Origin of the sequence: Halapricum desulfuricans, assembly GCF_017094465.1 — an archaeon.
Classification (GTDB): Archaea; Halobacteriota; Halobacteria; order Halobacteriales; family Haloarculaceae; genus Halapricum.
Window position 1 is genome coordinate 230,772 of sequence record NZ_CP064791.1, and the last position, 15,272, is coordinate 246,043.

At 66.2% G+C, this 15,272-nt stretch carries 19 protein-coding genes and 1 tRNA gene; 9 read left to right on the forward strand and 11 right to left on the reverse strand.

All coding sequences use genetic code 11. The annotated features are described in order from the left end of the window. Position 1: 1 nt before the first annotated feature. The gene (locus HSEST_RS01115; protein WP_229121729.1) at positions 2–1,111 is read right to left on the reverse strand and encodes an ABC transporter substrate-binding protein; all 1,110 of its coding nucleotides are present in this window, start codon (positions 1,109–1,111) and stop codon (positions 2–4) included. A gap of 191 nt (positions 1,112–1,302) precedes the next feature. On the opposite strand from HSEST_RS01115, the gene hmgA reads away from it, so the two are divergent. Further along, positions 1,303–2,514, forward strand: coding sequence for a hydroxymethylglutaryl-CoA reductase (NADPH) (hmgA, locus tag HSEST_RS01120; RefSeq protein WP_229121730.1), 1,212 nt, complete (start codon positions 1,303–1,305; stop codon positions 2,512–2,514). A 41-nt stretch (positions 2,515–2,555) separates the two neighbouring features. Here hmgA and HSEST_RS01125 read toward each other — a convergent pair whose 3' ends face one another. The 3 genes from HSEST_RS01125 to HSEST_RS01135 form a co-directional block, all read right to left on the reverse strand. Further along, positions 2,556–2,780 carry a hypothetical protein gene (locus tag HSEST_RS01125; protein WP_229121731.1) on the reverse strand — a complete coding sequence of 75 codons (225 nt, stop codon included), beginning with the start codon at positions 2,778–2,780 and terminating at the stop codon, positions 2,556–2,558. Positions 2,781–2,907: 127 nt separating this feature from the next. Next, positions 2,908–3,312, reverse strand: a complete 405-nt coding sequence (locus HSEST_RS01130) for a hypothetical protein (RefSeq protein WP_229121732.1) — start codon at positions 3,310–3,312, stop codon at positions 2,908–2,910. Positions 3,313–3,422: 110 nt separating this feature from the next. After that, the gene (locus HSEST_RS01135) at positions 3,423–3,947 is read right to left on the reverse strand and encodes a DUF5817 domain-containing protein (RefSeq protein WP_229121733.1); all 525 of its coding nucleotides are present in this window, start codon (positions 3,945–3,947) and stop codon (positions 3,423–3,425) included. A 264-nt stretch (positions 3,948–4,211) separates the two neighbouring features. Here HSEST_RS01135 and HSEST_RS01140 point away from each other — a divergent pair, with 264 nt between their 5' ends. Beyond that, positions 4,212–5,363, forward strand: coding sequence for an inorganic phosphate transporter (locus tag HSEST_RS01140; protein ID WP_229122958.1), 1,152 nt, complete (start codon positions 4,212–4,214; stop codon positions 5,361–5,363). Positions 5,364–5,386: 23 nt separating this feature from the next. Here the strand turns inward: HSEST_RS01140 and HSEST_RS01145 are convergent, their stop codons facing one another. The 5 genes from HSEST_RS01145 to HSEST_RS01165 are packed head-to-tail and all read right to left on the reverse strand — an operon-like array spanning position 5,387 to position 9,165. Next, positions 5,387–5,815, reverse strand: coding sequence for a universal stress protein (locus tag HSEST_RS01145; protein ID WP_229121734.1), 429 nt, complete (start codon positions 5,813–5,815; stop codon positions 5,387–5,389). A gap of 25 nt (positions 5,816–5,840) precedes the next feature. Then, positions 5,841–6,284 (reverse strand): CBS domain-containing protein, encoded by a 444-nt coding sequence (locus HSEST_RS01150; protein WP_229121735.1) that lies wholly within the window; start codon positions 6,282–6,284, stop codon positions 5,841–5,843. Positions 6,285–6,315: 31 nt separating this feature from the next. Further along, entirely contained in the window at positions 6,316–7,848 is a 1,533-nt protein-coding gene (locus HSEST_RS01155) for a PH domain-containing protein (protein WP_229121736.1), read from the reverse strand. A gap of 1 nt (position 7,849) precedes the next feature. Further along, positions 7,850–8,431 carry a PH domain-containing protein gene (locus HSEST_RS01160; RefSeq protein ID WP_324254839.1) on the reverse strand — a complete coding sequence of 194 codons (582 nt, stop codon included), beginning with the start codon at positions 8,429–8,431 and terminating at the stop codon, positions 7,850–7,852. Positions 8,432–8,457: 26 nt separating this feature from the next. Beyond that, complete coding sequence (locus HSEST_RS01165; RefSeq protein WP_229121737.1) at positions 8,458–9,165, reverse strand: YqjF family protein; 708 nt, start codon at positions 9,163–9,165, stop codon at positions 8,458–8,460. A gap of 151 nt (positions 9,166–9,316) precedes the next feature. Between HSEST_RS01165 and HSEST_RS01170 the strand changes: the two genes are divergently transcribed. The 6 genes from HSEST_RS01170 to queC all read left to right on the forward strand — a co-directional run bounded on the left by HSEST_RS01170 (position 9,317) and on the right by queC (position 12,862). Then, complete coding sequence (locus HSEST_RS01170; protein ID WP_229121738.1) at positions 9,317–9,976, forward strand: DUF7114 family protein; 660 nt, start codon at positions 9,317–9,319, stop codon at positions 9,974–9,976. Positions 9,977–10,045: 69 nt separating this feature from the next. Beyond that, a tRNA-Thr gene (locus tag HSEST_RS01175) sits at positions 10,046–10,117 on the forward strand. 160 nt (positions 10,118–10,277) lie between these two features. Further along, positions 10,278–10,742, forward strand: coding sequence for a 6-pyruvoyl trahydropterin synthase family protein (locus HSEST_RS01180; RefSeq protein ID WP_229121739.1), 465 nt, complete (start codon positions 10,278–10,280; stop codon positions 10,740–10,742). Continuing rightward, positions 10,742–11,518: a 7-carboxy-7-deazaguanine synthase QueE gene (locus tag HSEST_RS01185; protein ID WP_229121740.1), complete on the forward strand. Its 777-nt coding sequence runs from the start codon at positions 10,742–10,744 to the stop codon at positions 11,516–11,518. The genes HSEST_RS01180 and HSEST_RS01185 overlap by 1 nt, the downstream gene beginning before the upstream one ends. A gap of 10 nt (positions 11,519–11,528) precedes the next feature. After that, complete coding sequence (gene folE, locus HSEST_RS01190) at positions 11,529–12,167, forward strand: GTP cyclohydrolase I (RefSeq protein WP_229121741.1); 639 nt, start codon at positions 11,529–11,531, stop codon at positions 12,165–12,167. Continuing rightward, positions 12,164–12,862, forward strand: coding sequence for a 7-cyano-7-deazaguanine synthase QueC (gene queC / locus HSEST_RS01195; protein ID WP_229121742.1), 699 nt, complete (start codon positions 12,164–12,166; stop codon positions 12,860–12,862). Before folE ends, queC begins: the two co-directional genes overlap by 4 nt. A gap of 14 nt (positions 12,863–12,876) precedes the next feature. Here the strand turns inward: queC and HSEST_RS01200 are convergent, their stop codons facing one another. Continuing rightward, positions 12,877–13,536, reverse strand: a complete 660-nt coding sequence (locus HSEST_RS01200; protein WP_229121743.1) for a metallophosphoesterase family protein — start codon at positions 13,534–13,536, stop codon at positions 12,877–12,879. Between the two features lie 208 nt (positions 13,537–13,744). On the opposite strand from HSEST_RS01200, the gene HSEST_RS01205 reads away from it, so the two are divergent. After that, positions 13,745–14,497 (forward strand): TrmB family transcriptional regulator, encoded by a 753-nt coding sequence (locus HSEST_RS01205; RefSeq protein WP_229121744.1) that lies wholly within the window; start codon positions 13,745–13,747, stop codon positions 14,495–14,497. Between the two features lie 13 nt (positions 14,498–14,510). On the opposite strand, the gene HSEST_RS01210 is transcribed toward HSEST_RS01205, so the two are convergent. After that, on the reverse strand, positions 14,511–15,158 hold the full coding sequence (locus HSEST_RS01210; RefSeq protein WP_229121745.1) for a flavin reductase family protein: 648 nt from the start codon (positions 15,156–15,158) through the stop codon (positions 14,511–14,513). Between the last annotated feature and the right edge of the window lie 114 nt (positions 15,159–15,272).

The window sequence follows — 15,272 nt, forward strand, 5'->3', positions numbered from 1 at the left end:
ATCAGGCGTCGCCGGACGTGACGATCGAAGCCAGTTCCTCGCGGTCGAACAGTTCGCCCTCGAAGGCGTCGGGATAGAGTGCGGTCGCGAACCGCTCGGTCGTGAACAGGTGCTGGAGCGGTCCCATGTACAGCGGCCCGCCGCGGAACACGTCGCCGTTCTCGACGGCAGTGATTCGGCTGGCGGTTTCGTGATCCTGCATGAACGAGACGACCGTCTCCTCGAACTCCGAACGGGTCTTGTCCTCGTGGCCGCGCACGAACAGCACCTCGGGGTCGAGGTCGAACAACGTCTCGTAGTCGATCTTCGATCGGCTTCCGGTCGAGAGGGCGTCGACGTCGGAGTTCGCGATCGCGTCGCGGACGTTCAGATCGCGGAACGGCTTCTTGTTCGTCCCGTCTCCGCTGAGATAATACGGTGAGAACGACGTCGGCTGGTCGCCGCCGCCCCAGACGAGCGCGGCGCGTGGCCCTTCCGCGGACACGCCCGCTTCGATCTGCTCGACGAAGTCGTCGTGGAACGACCGGATCGCATCGTAGCGGTCCTGCCGTTGGACGACCTGCGCGACTTTCTCGAAGGCCTCGTACAGGGTGTAATACTCGTAGTCGTGCCAGGCGTCGGTACGCCGGAAGATCGTGTTGCCCAGAAACGGCCCGGCCCGATCGGTGACGAACTCGATATCCGAATCGTCCATCCCGAAGACGTTCGTCAGCCAGTTGGGGTCCATCAGGTGGAGATCGGCGCCGATCGAGAGGAACGTCTCGCGGGTGAGGCCGGCGTCGATGAGGTTCGTCAGTTCTGCGGTGTTCATCTCGACGCCGTCAAGCTCGTCGTAGTGGTCGGTGTGGTAGCGACCGGCGTTGCCGATGGCGGTGATGGCATCCCCGTGCCCGAGCGCGACCAGCATATCGGCGTATCCGGACATGTAGACGGCTATCTCCTCCGGAACAGTGTCGAACGTGACCTCGCCGACGGGCGCCATCGACACGCTATACGGCGCTGCTGTCCCCGTCGGCGACGTCTCGCCGCTATCGCCCGGACTGGCACAGCCCGCGACCGTACCTGTTAGCGCCACTATACTGCCCGATTTGAGGAATCTTCGTCGCTGCATACTCGATTAGGCTGGCCTAAAACATAAAAGCCCGTCGGTGTTTTCGGAAAGCCTAAAATCCTATCGAATAACCACGATAGACCACAGAGCGGAGGGTCCGGGCGTGCGCGGAAGCCGCGGCGCGACACGGGAACCGTCCGGTCGTTGTTTCGAGGACAACCGTTAGGTAACTCCCCGACAAGCAGAGGGATATGACCGACGCCGAGACGCTCGCCGAGCGCGTCAAAGCGGGCGACCTCCGACTGTACGCACTCGAAGACCACGCCGACGCCGACACGGCGGCCGCGGCCCGCCGGCACCTCCTCGCCGAGGAACTCGACGTCGATCTGGAGACGGTCGGGGACTACTCGTTTCCGGCCGACAGTGCCGAGTCCAACGTCGAGAACCTGATTGGGGCGGCCCAGATCCCGCTGGGCGTCGCCGGCCCGCTCCCCGTCGACGGCGAGGCCGCGGACGGTTCCGTCTATCTCCCGCTGGCCACGACAGAGGGAGCCCTGGTTGCGAGCGTCAACCGCGGTGCGGGTGCGATCCGGGCCGCGGGCGGCGCGAGCACGACTGTCCTCGAACGCGGGATGACCCGCGCGCCGGTGTTCGAGGTCGGCGACATCCACGAGGCTGCGGCGGTCGCCGACTGGGTGCGGGCCAGTCTCGACCGACTCGCAACGGCGGCCGAAACGACGACCAACCACGGCGAGTTGCGCGAGGCGACCCCCTACGTCGTCGGTGACAGCGTCTTCGTCCGGTTCGTCTACGACACCAAGGACGCGATGGGCATGAACATGGCCACGATCGCGACCCGCGAGGCCGCCGACGTGATCGAATCGGAAACGCCAGCGTCGCTGGTAGCGGTCTCTGGCAACCTCTGTACTGACAAGAAACCGGCCGGGATCAACGCTATCGAGGGACGGGGCCGGTCGGTTGCCGCCGACGTCTTCCTGCCCACCGAGGTTCTCGAGGACCGTCTCGGGACGACCGCCGGGGCCGTCGCCGAGGTCAACACGCGCAAGAACCTGATCGGTAGCGCCAGGGCCGCCAGCCTGGGGTTCAACGCCCACGCCGCTAACGTCGTCGGCGCGGCCTTTCTCGCGCTCGGCCAGGACGTCGCCCAGGTCGTCGAGGGCGCACACGCCATCACGAGCGTCGAAGCCCGTAAAGACGGCCTGTACGCCTCCGTCACTCTGCCGGCGCTGGCGGTCGGCACCGTCGGTGGCGGCACGGGTCTCCCCACTCAGTCCGAAGCGCTCGAAATCCTTGGACTCGCTGGCGGTGGCAATCCGCCGGGATCCAACGGTGACGCGCTCGCCGAAGTGCTCGCAGCGGGTGCGCTGGCGGGCGAACTGTCGCTACTCGGTGCGCTCGCCGGCCGCCATCTCGCGAGTGCGCACGCCGAACACGGTCGGTGATCCGTCTGTTTTGTTCGTCACTCGCGACTCCTGGACCCCGTTCACGCTTCGGACAGACCGAAACTCTCGGCCGCGAGGACCGCCCCGCCGAGCCCCAGCCCGATCACACCGGCCACGAACGGGACGATCGACGGCGTCACCAGAAAAGAGAGTCCGAAGACGATCGCTCCGGCACCGGCGACTACCTCCCCCAGGCCGCGGGTGCGCGCGCCGATCCGGAGATGGCCGACCCCGACTGCGCTGAAGCCCGCACCGAACAACCCCATCGCGACGACGCTCAGGTCGACGCCGGCGAGGGTGAGCGGTCCGAACCGCCCGGCCGTGACGATGAGGGCCCGGCCAGCACGCCGACGAGACTGCTCGCCAGATCGAGCCGGAGACGCGTTTGCTCCGTCATGAGTCGGATTCCTCGCCCGGCTGTTCGTCGGACTCGAAGGCGCCGGTCACGAGTGCGAGCTGATAGGTTCCGCTCACCAGCAGTGCGACTGCGGCTCCGGCGACGAAGGCAAGACTCGGACTCCCCCGCGGGGCCAGCAGCGCGAGCACGACCGCAGTCCCCGAGACGAGGTGTGCGACGCCGCGTTTCGGCATGCCGAGCGCGACGTTGTCGTACAGGCCGACGACGCCGAACGCGAGCGCGACGGTTGCGAGCGCGACGACCGTGAGCCCCTGTCCGAGCAGCTCGGTCCCGTCAGTCGCGGCCACGACGACCAGCACCAGCCCGAGGAGGAACCCGACCACGCCGGCACCGATCCCGAGGACGAAATCGCGTCCGTCTGCCGAAAGGGAAGCGGCCATTGTCGGCTGTTCACGCCCGATACATTTGAAGCTTGATGGACGACTTCGGTCCACACAGCGCACGCCGGGCCGGCTCACGGAGCGGTCCCTGCCCCGTTTGTGGTGCTCCGTCACAGCCGACGGTAGACGCCGTCCGATTCCGTGATCTCGCCCGCGCGACGGAGCTTCTCCAGCGCCTGTTCCGTGTACGACTCGGGGACGCCTCGCTCTCGCGCGTAGGCGGCGATGGCTTCGGCGGTCGGCTCCCCGAGTTCGGTCAGCGCGTCCGTGACGATCTCCTTCCGGCTGCGTGATCCCCCTTCCCCGCGCTCGGCGCGATCGCCAGCCTGTGCGGCCGCGTCCGGGTCGACCCCCGCGGCTTCGAGATACGTCTCGTCGTCGACGCCCGCTTCCTCGAGTCGCTCGCCCATACTCGCAAAATCCGCCAGCTCGGCGAACGCCTCGTCCATGTCCTGGCGCTTCGCCAGCATCGCCGCCCGCACCTGCTTGGCGTGATCGGGGTCCTCAGTCGTGACGAACTGCTTGAGCCGATCGAAGCGCCGCCGTGCGCCACACTGAGGACACTGTGTCGTCTCCGGCCGCCCCTCGAGGACCCACAGCGCGCTGCAATCGCTGCATCCGACGACCGCGTACATACCTGGGACTACGTGCCGGGCCACAAGAACGTGCCGTCCGGCGGCGAAGATTTTTGTCGGTCGACAGAGATATGCTTGCTGTGATCCGTTCAGGGCCGATCCACGATCGGTCAGTCCATCGCCGCCAGCTATCCGGCCTTTCGGGATCCCGGCACGGGCTCTCTGTCCACGACGGCAGCAGATACTCACGGCGACCGGGGTGGGTCTAGCGTGGCGGCCACCTTCTACGTGCTTGCGGTGCTGGCGACGCTGTCCGGGCTCGGCATGGCGTGGGCGCTCGGGGCCAACAGCAACTCACCGCCCTTCGCCCCCGCGATCGGTGCCAACGCCATCTCGACGATGCGGGCGGCGTTCGTCATCGGCATCCTCGCGGCGCTCGGGGCGGTCACGCAGGGTGGTGCGATCTCCGAGACCGTCGGGGCCGATTTGACCATTGGCGCACAAATCACCCCACTTGCCGCGACCGCCGGTCTATTGACCGCGGCAGGGTTTATGACCTTTGGCGTCTACACCGGCTATCCCGTGCCGGCGGCGTTCGCGACGACGGGCGCGATGGTCGGCGTTGGGCTGTCGCTCGGCGGCGATCCAGCGTTCGGGACTTACCGGCGGCTCGGACAGTTCTGGCTGCTCGTCCCGCCAGTCTCTGGGGGGATGGCCTACGGCACTGCGACGCTGCTGCGCCGGGACGACATCCCCGAGACGGTCGGGGTGCCGCTGCTGGCGGCGGTCGTGTTCGGCATCGTCGCGAACGTCCAGCTCGGCGTGATCCCGTCACCGCCCGGTACGGACCAGAACTCGCTGGCCGGGTTCGCCTCGATGCTCGTCGAGTTGCCGACCGTCGGTGGCGTCGGCCCGATGGAACTTCTCGTGACGGCCGCGTTCGCAGTCGGGGCCTTCCTGGTGATCCGCCGTCGGACCCAGCGGTCCGCCGAACGGGGGATCCGGACGTTCCTGGTCGTTCTTGGGGGCATCGTCGCCTTCTCCAGCGGCGGCAGTCAGGTCGGGCTCGCCACCGGGCCACTGCAGGCACTGTTCGTTGAGGACCTCGGTCTCGACGTGATCGTCCTGCTGTCCCTCGGTGCGGTCGGGATCCTCGCGGGCGCGTGGATGGGATCGCCACGACTCCTGCAGGCCACCTCCCGCGAGTACGCACAGCTCGGGGCCCGGCGGTCGATCGCGGCGCTGGTCCCCGGTTTCATCATCGCACAGGTCGCGATCGCGCTGGGGATCCCGATCTCGTTCAACAACATCATCATCTCGGGCGTGATCGGCGGCGGACTCGCCGCCGGCTCGGCGGGCGTCTCCCGGCGGAAGATCGGCGTGACCGTCGCTTTCTGGCTGATCACGCTCTCGATGTCGGTCGCGATCGGCTACGGACTCTACGCCGCCTTCTCGACAGCGCTCGGGATCGCCTGAGTCCGCTCGGTGCGTCCCGTCGGTCACCGCACGACCGTCACCGTCACCGGAGCCTCGCCGACGACCGCCGTCGTCACGGTCCCGAGCAGGCGTCGGGCGAGCCGGCCCCGATCGCCGCCGTGGCTCCCGATCACCACGTGATCGACGTCGTGTTCGTCGACGAACGAGAGGATCGCTTCGGCCGGGTCGCCGACCTCGACGACCGTTTCGACTGTTCGATCGTCGTCCTGGTCGGTGCTCACTCTCTCGACGATCTGTTCGGTGCGTTCGCGTGCACTCTGGCGACGCTCCTCGTCGGCTCCGACGATCCCGCCCTCGCTCATCGAACCGTCGATCGGCGTGACGACGTTCAGTACCGTGACCCGACACTCGAAGGTCTCCAGTGCGTGTGCCAGCGCGTCCTCGGCGAGCGGCGAGCCGTCGAGCGCGACCAGCACGTTGGACGGTGCCATACAGAACGGTCTTTCCCCAGACCCATTAGCTCCGGGGCTGGGACTTCGGCCCCCACTCCGATCCCATTTCGGCTATCTCGGCGGCTTCTGACCGAATATCCGAGAGGTGCCACACGATGTCGGTCAGCGTGATGATCCCCAGCAGCTCGACCCCGTCCATCACGGGCACTTTCTTGACGCCCTCCCTGGCCATTCGCCTGGAGACGTGCTGGATCGTCTCCTCTGGCGACGCGGTGATGACGGCTCCGTGTGAGAGTTCGCCTGCCCCGATCTCCGAGAGCGGCCGGTCGGTCCGATAGGCCGCCCGCAAGGCGTCGGTCTCCGTGATGATCCCCGTCGGATTTCCCTCCTCGCTGACGAGGATCACCGACCCGACGCCGTGTTCGAGTAACTTCCCAACCGCCGCCCGGAGCGTCCCGCTCTCGTCGCAGGTGACCACGTCGGTCGTCATCAGCTCCTCGACGAGCATGACAGAGTATAGCACGCTTCGGAACAAAAGACTACCCGTCCGTCGGCCCGACGCTCGAACCGCCGGCCATCTCGTCTGGATCCGTCGAGCCGTCCGCTATTGGGCCGCTGTGCTCGCGCCGGTGGCGGTATTCGACGATCGCTTCCTGCAGATCGTCGGCCAGCGCTCCCCGGAGCCGATCGGCCGCCCGCACGTCGATGTCGACGGCCTTCGCGTCGTCGCCGACGAGGCTGTAGGTGCCGGCGGTGTCGACGACCAGCGTCGCCAGGTCCCGGCGGCGCTGGAAGACCGTCTCGGCTGTGACGAGCGTCTGGATCCGGTAGATCGGGACGATCGTGATCCGGCGCGACCAGAACCCGTTTCGCGTGATGACGTAGTCCTCTTCGAGTCGGTAGCCGCGGTTGCGCCACTTGAGGTGTGCCGCCGGGGGGATGAGGACGACGCCTCCGAGCAACCAGTACCAGGGGGCGGACAGCGACGTGAGCTGGACGACCGCGTACGCGGCCGCGACCAGCACGGCCAGGACGATCCCGTAGCGGGCCGCGTAGCGCTCCCGGGCACGCTTTGGCGGTCGCTCGAAGTCGAGCCCCTCGAAGTCCTCGATCCGCCCGGCCAGCTCGATCGCGTGTGCCCGCTGTGCGATGGGAATCGCCGACTGGGAGCCGGATCCGCCCTGGCTGCCCCCGGCGTAGCCGGCCGTCTCGATCGAGAGGCTGGCGTAGCCGAGTCGACGCGCGATGACGTTCTCGGTGAGCGTGATCGTCTGCACCTTGTTCTTGGGGATCGAGCCGCTGAACCGCTGGAGCAGTCCCCGCTCGTAGCGGTACTCTTCGCCCTGATCGGTGAGGACGAACCCATAATACCGAGTCATGGCGATCGCGGCGCTGACCACCGCCGAAGCGACGACGAGCCCGACCAGCCCGACAACGAGGACGGCGACGCTCGCCGTCGCGGGTGCAAACTCCGTGAACACCGACGGGCCGACGATCGACGCCGGCACGGCGAGAATCGACAGCAATCGCAGGTCCATCGAGACGATTCCGAGGACGACCAGCTCGCGGCCGTCCAGCTCGAACAGCGTCTCACCCCTGTCTTCCGTGTCCCGTTCCGGCACCTCGCTCTCGCCGCGCTTGTGGCGGCTGACCTCTTCCTGGATGTGTTCTGCGTCCGTCCGGCCGACGTATCGCAGCCGCGCCTCGGTCTGGCCGCCGCCGGCGGTCTCTAGGCGGACCTCCGCGATATCCAGCGCGCGCTGGATCACGTTCTGGCGGATGTCGACGTTCTGGATCCGCCCGTAGGGGATCTCCCTGGCCCGTCGCGAGAGCACGCCGGAGTCGATATCGAAGGTGTCCGGAGTCAGTCGGTACTCGAAGCGCTGGTAGTACGCCAGCTGCCAGCCCAGCGAGAGCCCAATCCCGAGGAGCACGAGCACGCCGAACACGGCGACCCCTTTGACGCCACCGATCGATCCGGCCCCCGCAATGCCAAAGATCGCGATCCCGACGACCAGCTGTAGCCCGCCTTCGACTGCCCGGTACGGAACGGAGAGTGGATCGAGTTGCATGTTAGACGGCGTCCTCTCCCTCGGATTCGATCGCCAGTGCTTTCAGCCGCGTCTGGAGGTCGTCTGCTTCCAATGGTCTGATCCCCGGGATCGTCACGTCGGCCCCGCGCGAGCCGGCCGTGTAGACGACCAGCGACGAGAGCCCCATCGCCCGTTCGATCGGGCCGCGACTCGTGTCGATGTGCTGGACGCGAACGTAGGGGACGACCGTCCGAACGCGCGTGATCACGCCGCGATCGAGAAACAGCGAGTCCTCGCGGACCTCGTAGGACCAGGATCGATACAGCAACAGCGCGTGGGCGGTTCCGAGGGCAGTCGCCACCACGAACACGGCCGGACCGATCCACGGCTGCTCGGGCGCGAGTGCCCCTGCCACGGCGGCCGAGATTCCACCCAGCACGAGCGCGACGATGACTGCACGGCCGACCCACAGCCACCGCACCCGCGGATCTAGCGTCCGAGTGTCGGTCGTATACGCCTCGGGATCGGATCCGTTCCCCTCTTCCGACGGGTCTGTCCCCTCCGATGACTCTTCGTCAGTCAGTTCGTCTGCCCCCACTGACGTGTCGGCTGACTCGTCCATCGTCGGTTGATGCGTCCGTCTCCGGCTTATAGCCTGTGCTCGACCTGTCGGATTCGACCGGCCGTGACTGCCTCCCCGGGCGCGTAATGCACGAGCGGCTCGCCTGACGGACGGTCGAATCCCGAAGCCGAGAAGAGTGTGTTCTCCCGAATCGTCAGATTCGCCGGCGTGATCGCCCACGGATCGTGCGCGACCGTGCCCTCGAAGAGCGTCCCGTTCGCGACGAAAAACCGGTAGTTCTCGACTAGGAACGCCGCCGTCGACCCGGGCTCGGCCGGGCTGGCCGGCCCCCGTGGCTCGATTGTCGCGTCGAAGGCCGCTGGCTCGACGCCGTCGTGGGTCCGGTAGCTGCGAAAGCGAATCCCCTCCTCGCTCTCGGTGACCTGCATCTCCGCCCGGTAGTACGGCAGCCGGAAGAGCCGCCGGGCGATCGCGACGCTCAACGAGTCGTCGGCGTCGAGATTGTAGAAGTAGACACCGGAATCGTCGCCGTGGCGGACGTACGTCCGGAGGTTCAGCTCCGGGAACGACCGGCCGATCGGCGAGAATCGCGGCCGGATGTCCTCCATGACGAATCCGACGACGCTCAGCCAGGCCCGTCCGTCCGGACCGGTATCGACAGCGAGGGCGTCCGGCAGCGTCGGCGCGATCACGTCTGGATCGATCGGCCAGTGTGCGAAGACGGCATCCCGCCAGCGCATCGACAACAGGGCGGTGTGATCGGGATTCGGCATACTCCCCGTAGGGTCTCGACCGGCTTGTACGGTCGGATCAGGTACCGTTCGGCTCGCTCGGGGAGGGTCGTGAACTGCCAGGAAAGCGGCTGAAAGCGACGGGTGGGTCGCTTCCAAAGGTCTTTGCCTTTCCCGCCGCTAGGATGATCCGATGCAGGAAGCCGGGGCGATCCGGGCGGCCGCGCTTGAGGCCGTCGAGGATGTCGACCCACACGTCGTCTACGAGCGCATCGAGGCGCTACTCGATCAGGAGCCGATGGCTCCCGGTGTCTTCACGGTCGCGTGTGCGAGCGCGATCCTCGAACGATCCGGCAGGACGATCGACGACCTCGCCGCCGAGGACGCGCTCGCCGAACGGGCAGCCGGCGTGCAGCTCATCTATTCCGGGCTCAGCCGGACGCGCGCGCTCGCGTCCGATCCGCCGTGGACGCGCGGTGACGCCGAACGCGGCAATCTCGACGTGCTCGTCGCCGATATCCTCGTCGCCCGGGGATTCTATCTCCTGGCCCGGACCGAAGCCAGCGACGAGGCCGTCGCGGTCGTTCGGGCGTTCGGACGCGATCAGACGATCGCACACGAAACCGACGACGCGATCTCGCACGATCTCGAACGGGACGTCTTCGAGTTGGCCGCCGTCGCGGGTGCGACCGCCGCCGGAACGACCCCCTCCCCGCAGCTCCGGGAGTTCGCGACCGATCTCGGCCGCGACGGCGCCAGGACGCTCCCGGGGACGCTCGAGGAGCAGCTCACGGCCGTCATCAGCGTCGATTCCAGCGGGACCGACGGTGTCCGGACCTCCGCCGATCACTGATTGCCCACCGTTTTCGCTGCGGTCGAATCGAAACGCCTAAAGACAACTCGGGGTAACCAACAGGTGCGTGCCTGGGTAGCTTAGCGGTAAAGCGCGTCCTTGGTAAGGACGAGAGCCCGGGTTCAAATCCCGGCCTAGGCTTCATTTTCTTTCACGCTTCGCGGTCGTATTGCGCCCGCCACGCGATAACGGTGGATCTGTCCGCAAGACGCTGCAACTATTCAGCTAATCGTCCATCTCCGCCTGACGTACGACGGTGCTGTCTGGACAGATTTATGTGCTCCCTAGATAATACCATGGTATGCCTGAAGGAGTCTTATCCGAAGACGATACAGCACGCAACAGGGCAGCAACCGATACCGAGCGGACGCTCGTCGTCGGACAGGAGCGCCCGATCAGAATCAGCACCGGTCACCGGATTCGACATCACTCGGGGAAGTGCTCACGCCCCCACGGACACAACTACGAGTTCGTCGTCGAGGTCACCGGCGAACTCACCGAACAGGGCTGGGTCGTAGACAAAGGAGATATTACCACAGTATTATACGAGTGGGACCACCGTTTCCTGCTGGAACAGGGCGACCCGCTGATCGATGCCTTCGAACAGAGCGGCGACGGTGACGCTGTCGTCGTTCTGGAACAGCCACCGACAGCCGAGGTTATGAGCCTCAAGCTGGAGGAGAAGATGCTCGAAGCGTTCCCGGACACCGTCTCTGACGTCTCAGTACAGGTCTGTGAGACGAACGAGCTCTGTGCGTCCTACTGATGCCCGTCAACGCCGACAGCGACGCCTTCGAGGCTGATCGCCCCAGCGAGTCCGACACCGCGTTGCCGATCAACGAGCTGTTCTACTCTCTGCAGGGCGAAGGCAAGCTCTCGGGCGTCCCGACGGTGTTCGTCCGTACCAGCGGCTGCAACCTGCGCTGCTGGTTCTGCGATTCCTATCACACCTCCTGGGAACCCACCCACGCCTGGATGGACGTCGAGGACATCCTTGACGAAATCGCGAGCTATGACGCCGAACACGTCGTGCTGACCGGCGGCGAGCCGATGATCCACGACGAGGCCGTCGAGCTGTTGAACCGACTCGGCGACCGTGGCTACCACACGACCGTCGAGACCAACGGCACGATCTACCGCGACGCCCACATCGACCTCGCGAGTATCAGCCCGAAACTCCAGAGTAGCACCCCAACCGCCGACCGCGATCCCATGGGCGACGGCGACTGGGCCGATCGACACGAGCAACAGCGGATCGATATCGACGCGCTCGCGGCATTGGTCGACGGGTATCCGAGCCAGCTCAAGTTCGTCGTGACCGACCGCGAGGACATGACCGAGATCGAAACGCTCCTTTCGCGGATCCGTGGGGCAGCAACGGCCGCGGTCCCCGCTGAGGACGTGTTGCTGATGCCCGAAGGCACGACGCGAGACGAGCTGGATCGCACGCGAACCGCCGTCGCCGATCTGGCGATGGAGTACGGCTACCGCTACACCCCGCGGCTCCACGTCGATCTGTGGAACGACGCGCCCGGAACCTAACGAATCACCTATGAGTGACGACACCCAACTCGACGACCGTTCGACGGACGAATCGCTTCCCGTGCAGACCGATCCCACTTCCGGAATCGACCACGAGAAGGCCCAGCGCGGCGTCAAACTCGTCCTCGAAGCCATCGGCGAGGACCCGGATCGGCCCGGACTCACCGACACCTGGCAGCGCCGCATCCCCGAGATGCTCGCAACGCTGAGCGAAGGCGACCGGCAGGCGGCCAAACCCACGATGCGGACCTTCGAGGCGACCAGTCAGGATCTCGTCGTGAAAACCGGTATTCCTGTTTACAGCCTCTGTGAGCACCATATGCTGCCGTATCACGGGACCGCTCACATCGCCTACCGGCCGGACGGCGACGTGGTCGGCCTCTCGAAACTGATCCGATACGTGCGCTGGCAGTCCCGGCGCCTGACGATGCAAGAAGAGCTGACACAGGACATCGCTCACGGGCTGGCCGAGGAACTCGATGCGGAAGCCGTCCTGGTGGAGATATCGGCGACACATATGTGCGAGGCGATGCGCGGCATCGAGACGGAGACGACCACCACGACCCGGGCGACCATCGGCGAGCCGACCAGCGGCGAGCGACAGCGGTTCCAGGACGCGATCGCGCGGACGGACGGTGAGACGCGATGACCGAACACGACCGCGCCGTCGTCCTGGTCTCCGGCGGGATGGACAGCGCCACGGCCGTCTACGAGGCCATCGAGAGGGGCTACGACCCCTACTTCCTGCACACCTCCTACGGCCAAAACACCGAATCCACGGAACTAGCGTCTGCGAAGGCACTGGCCGAGGAGGTCGAAGCCGCCGACTTCCTGCATGTCGAGACGGAGCATCTCGCGGCGATCGGCGCCTCCAGCCTCACCGACGACGGGATGGACGTCGAAGACGCCGATCTCGACAGCGACGAGATCCCCAGTTCTTACGTCCCGTTCCGGAACGCTAACCTCCTCGCCATGGCCGTCTCGTATGCGGAGGCAAACGACTGTTCGGCCATTTTCATCGGCGCTCACAGCGAGGACTTCTCGGGGTATCCCGACTGCCGACCTGACTTCTTCGAGGCGTTTCAGCGAGTGATCGACGTCGGCACGAAACCCGGGACCAATATCGATCTCGTCGCGCCGTTCGTCGAGTGGTCGAAGACCGACATCGCCGAGCGGGGACTCGAGTTGGGCGTCCCATACGAGCACACCTGGAGCTGCTATCAGGACGAGTCGCCGGCGTGTGGTACCTGTGATGCGTGTGCGTTCCGACTGCAGGCGTTCCAGAACCTGGGCGAACGCGATCCGATCGAATACGCCGAGCGGCCGGACTACACCGACGCCTGAGAGTGGCCCGCCGGCTACCGCCCCTGGGTCAACCGGAACCCGATCTGCTGGGGCAGCCCGGCCTCGACGACCTCGTGGATCACGGCGTCGGTGTCGTACTCGACCCGCCGTTCGTCGACTGTCCGCTCGTCTAGGTCGACGATGCTGTAGGCGGCCCGGTGGTCGCGGTCGCGGGGCTGACCGACGCTCCCGGGGTTGAGGACGATCCCGTCGTCGTAGATCTCGTGGTGCTGGACGTGGGTGTGCCCCATGATCAGGACGTCCTCTCCGTCGAGCAGGTCGGGGCTGAACTCCGAGGGCCGCGTGTAGTGATCCGGGTCGTCCGGGTGGCCGTGGACGAGCTTCACGCGGCCGCCGAACAGCGTCCGCTCGGTTGGCAACGCCGCCAGCCACTCGATCTGCTCGTCGGTCAACTGCTCGCGGGCGTACTCGACGCCCGCGGCGGCCATGTCGTTGAATCCCGGATACTGGCCGGTGACGACTGCCCGGTCGTGGTTCCCTTCGATCGTCGGCGCGTCGGCGTCCCGAATGGTATCGACACATTCCCCCGGCCAGGGGTTGTATCCGACCACGTCGCCCGCACAGACGAGCTCGTCGACATCGGGCATGTCCTCCAGGACCGCGTCCAGGGCGACGATGTTTCCGTGTACGTCCGAGATGACCCCGATCTTCATGTCCCCGTCTCGTATCGGGTCGAACTTAGTACGCCCGTTCTCCCTGCGATCGCCGCTCCGAAGACGGCCGTCGCCACGCCGGCGCGCCCTCCGACTCCACGGACCGGCCCGACTGTCCGAACCGCATCGCTTTTCACAGTAGTGTTAGTATGCTTGTAACAACAGATGAATCGACAGTCGAGCACGCACGACAACGGGGTGTGATCCCATGGACGAAGAAGACGCCGTCGAGGCGCTCACACGGCTGGGATTGACGACGTACGAGGCGCGCGTATTTGTCGCGCTCCAGCAACTCGGGACGGGGTCCGCGAGCGATATCGCCGAGATCACGGCCGTTCCGCGTTCGCAGGTCTACGGCGCGGCCGAGGACCTGCAATCCCGTGGGTTGCTCGACGTCCAGCAGACGCGGCCGACGGTGTATCGGCCCGTCTCGCCCGAGGAGGCCGAGCGCCGGCTGCTCTCCCAGCTCGAGTCGGTCGGACAGGACGCTTTCGCGTATCTGGACGACGTCCGCGGCAGTGCTGACAACGACGAGGAGCGCAGCGAGGCGATCTGGACGGTTCGCGGCCAGCCCAACGTGCGCGACCGCGTGATCGATCTGATCGGCGACGCGGACGAGCGGGTCGTCTACGGGACCCCCGATCCCGAACTTCTCGAGGAGGAACTCCTGGCGGCGTTGCAGGCGGCCGCTGAAGACGGAATCGACGCGACGGTCGTCAGCGACGAGCCGGCGGTCTTCGACGCGGTCCCCGAATCGATCGAGACGGTCCGACAGCCGGCGGACGACCAGCCCGAGGCCAGCACGGCGCGCCTGTTACTCGTCGACTCCGACACGCTGTTAATGGGCGTCATCTCGGCTGATCTCGGTGACGACGGGGAGATCGCGTTCTGGAGTGCCGGCACGTCCTTCGCGACGGTCCTGTCCATCCTCTCCGAAGAGATGATCGAACTGGATGGGTAATGGGCCCGGTCGTTCACTCCCCGTCCGGCAGGTCGTCCTGCACGCGTTCGCCCGGATACCGCCGCAGGTCGTCGTCGCTCAACGACGCGTAGTAGCGTGACTTCGTCTCCTCGTCGCCGTCGGCCCAGTCGCTGCCCATGTACGCCAGCACGTCCGTGTCGGACAGGGACAGCACGCGTCCGTCGAGCCCGCCGCGGGTGACGTGGGCGGTCTCGACTTCGGCGAAGTAGTAGGTGCAGTTCTCGAAGGTGAACGAATCCAGTACCGAACACTCGATGTTGCCGACCGCATCCGCGAGCAGCGGCACGTCCACGTGTTTCCCGGGCACGGTTTCGACGTCGAGATAGTCGAGTTTGTCGACGTCGCGGCCGCTGACCTGTCCGGCGACCGCCAGGGCGTCGATCATCCCCGTCGACGGGGCCGCCAGCACGAACTCGCCGCTCTGCTCGATGATCTCGTGGGTGTAGGTCTTGTGACTGACCGCCAGCTGATATCGCAGCGGATCGTAGCCGGCCAGCATCCACCAGGACGCGGTCATGAGGTTCGGACCCGTCTCCGGGCTGTTGGTCACGACCAGCGAGACGACTTTCGGCTTGAACAGTGATTTCGAATCGTGTGCCGACACCTCTTCGAGTTCGGCTCGCGGTTCGGCTGCGGGCATATGTCGGCATACTCCCGGACGGATCTAATAGTATTGTTCCCGGCAGCTTCCGCTCGTGTTCCCCACACTGACCCGTCCGGGAGCGGGGGATATTTAAATAGCTGTATATTCAAA

What these genes read in the sequence shown, in the direction of transcription:
- HSEST_RS01170 (WP_229121738.1), top strand. Translation starts at nt 9,317, where the DNA reads ATGCAGGAAGCCGGGGCGATCCGGGCGGCCGCGCTTGAGGCCGTCGAG.
- HSEST_RS01130 (WP_229121732.1), bottom strand. Translation starts at nt 3,312, where the DNA reads ATGGCCGCTTCCCTTTCGGCAGACGGACGCGATTTCGTCCTCGGGATC.
- HSEST_RS01140 (WP_229122958.1), top strand. Translation starts at nt 4,212, where the DNA reads ATGGCGTGGGCGCTCGGGGCCAACAGCAACTCACCGCCCTTCGCCCCC.
- HSEST_RS01150 (WP_229121735.1), bottom strand. Translation starts at nt 6,284, where the DNA reads ATGCTCGTCGAGGAGCTGATGACGACCGACGTGGTCACCTGCGACGAG.
- queC (WP_229121742.1), top strand. Translation starts at nt 12,164, where the DNA reads ATGACCGAACACGACCGCGCCGTCGTCCTGGTCTCCGGCGGGATGGAC.
- HSEST_RS01160 (WP_324254839.1), bottom strand. Translation starts at nt 8,431, where the DNA reads ATGGACGAGTCAGCCGACACGTCAGTGGGGGCAGACGAACTGACTGAC.
- HSEST_RS01115 (WP_229121729.1), bottom strand. Translation starts at nt 1,111, where the DNA reads ATGCAGCGACGAAGATTCCTCAAATCGGGCAGTATAGTGGCGCTAACA.
- HSEST_RS01145 (WP_229121734.1), bottom strand. Translation starts at nt 5,815, where the DNA reads ATGGCACCGTCCAACGTGCTGGTCGCGCTCGACGGCTCGCCGCTCGCC.
- hmgA (WP_229121730.1), top strand. Translation starts at nt 1,303, where the DNA reads ATGACCGACGCCGAGACGCTCGCCGAGCGCGTCAAAGCGGGCGACCTC.
- HSEST_RS01165 (WP_229121737.1), bottom strand. Translation starts at nt 9,165, where the DNA reads ATGCCGAATCCCGATCACACCGCCCTGTTGTCGATGCGCTGGCGGGAT.
- HSEST_RS01125 (WP_229121731.1), bottom strand. Translation starts at nt 2,780, where the DNA reads ATGGGGTTGTTCGGTGCGGGCTTCAGCGCAGTCGGGGTCGGCCATCTC.
- folE (WP_229121741.1), top strand. Translation starts at nt 11,529, where the DNA reads ATGAGTGACGACACCCAACTCGACGACCGTTCGACGGACGAATCGCTT.
- HSEST_RS01200 (WP_229121743.1), bottom strand. Translation starts at nt 13,536, where the DNA reads ATGAAGATCGGGGTCATCTCGGACGTACACGGAAACATCGTCGCCCTG.
- HSEST_RS01210 (WP_229121745.1), bottom strand. Translation starts at nt 15,158, where the DNA reads ATGCCCGCAGCCGAACCGCGAGCCGAACTCGAAGAGGTGTCGGCACAC.
- HSEST_RS01135 (WP_229121733.1), bottom strand. Translation starts at nt 3,947, where the DNA reads ATGTACGCGGTCGTCGGATGCAGCGATTGCAGCGCGCTGTGGGTCCTC.
- HSEST_RS01155 (WP_229121736.1), bottom strand. Translation starts at nt 7,848, where the DNA reads ATGCAACTCGATCCACTCTCCGTTCCGTACCGGGCAGTCGAAGGCGGG.
- HSEST_RS01180 (WP_229121739.1), top strand. Translation starts at nt 10,278, where the DNA reads ATGCCTGAAGGAGTCTTATCCGAAGACGATACAGCACGCAACAGGGCA.
- HSEST_RS01205 (WP_229121744.1), top strand. Translation starts at nt 13,745, where the DNA reads ATGGACGAAGAAGACGCCGTCGAGGCGCTCACACGGCTGGGATTGACG.
- HSEST_RS01185 (WP_229121740.1), top strand. Translation starts at nt 10,742, where the DNA reads ATGCCCGTCAACGCCGACAGCGACGCCTTCGAGGCTGATCGCCCCAGC.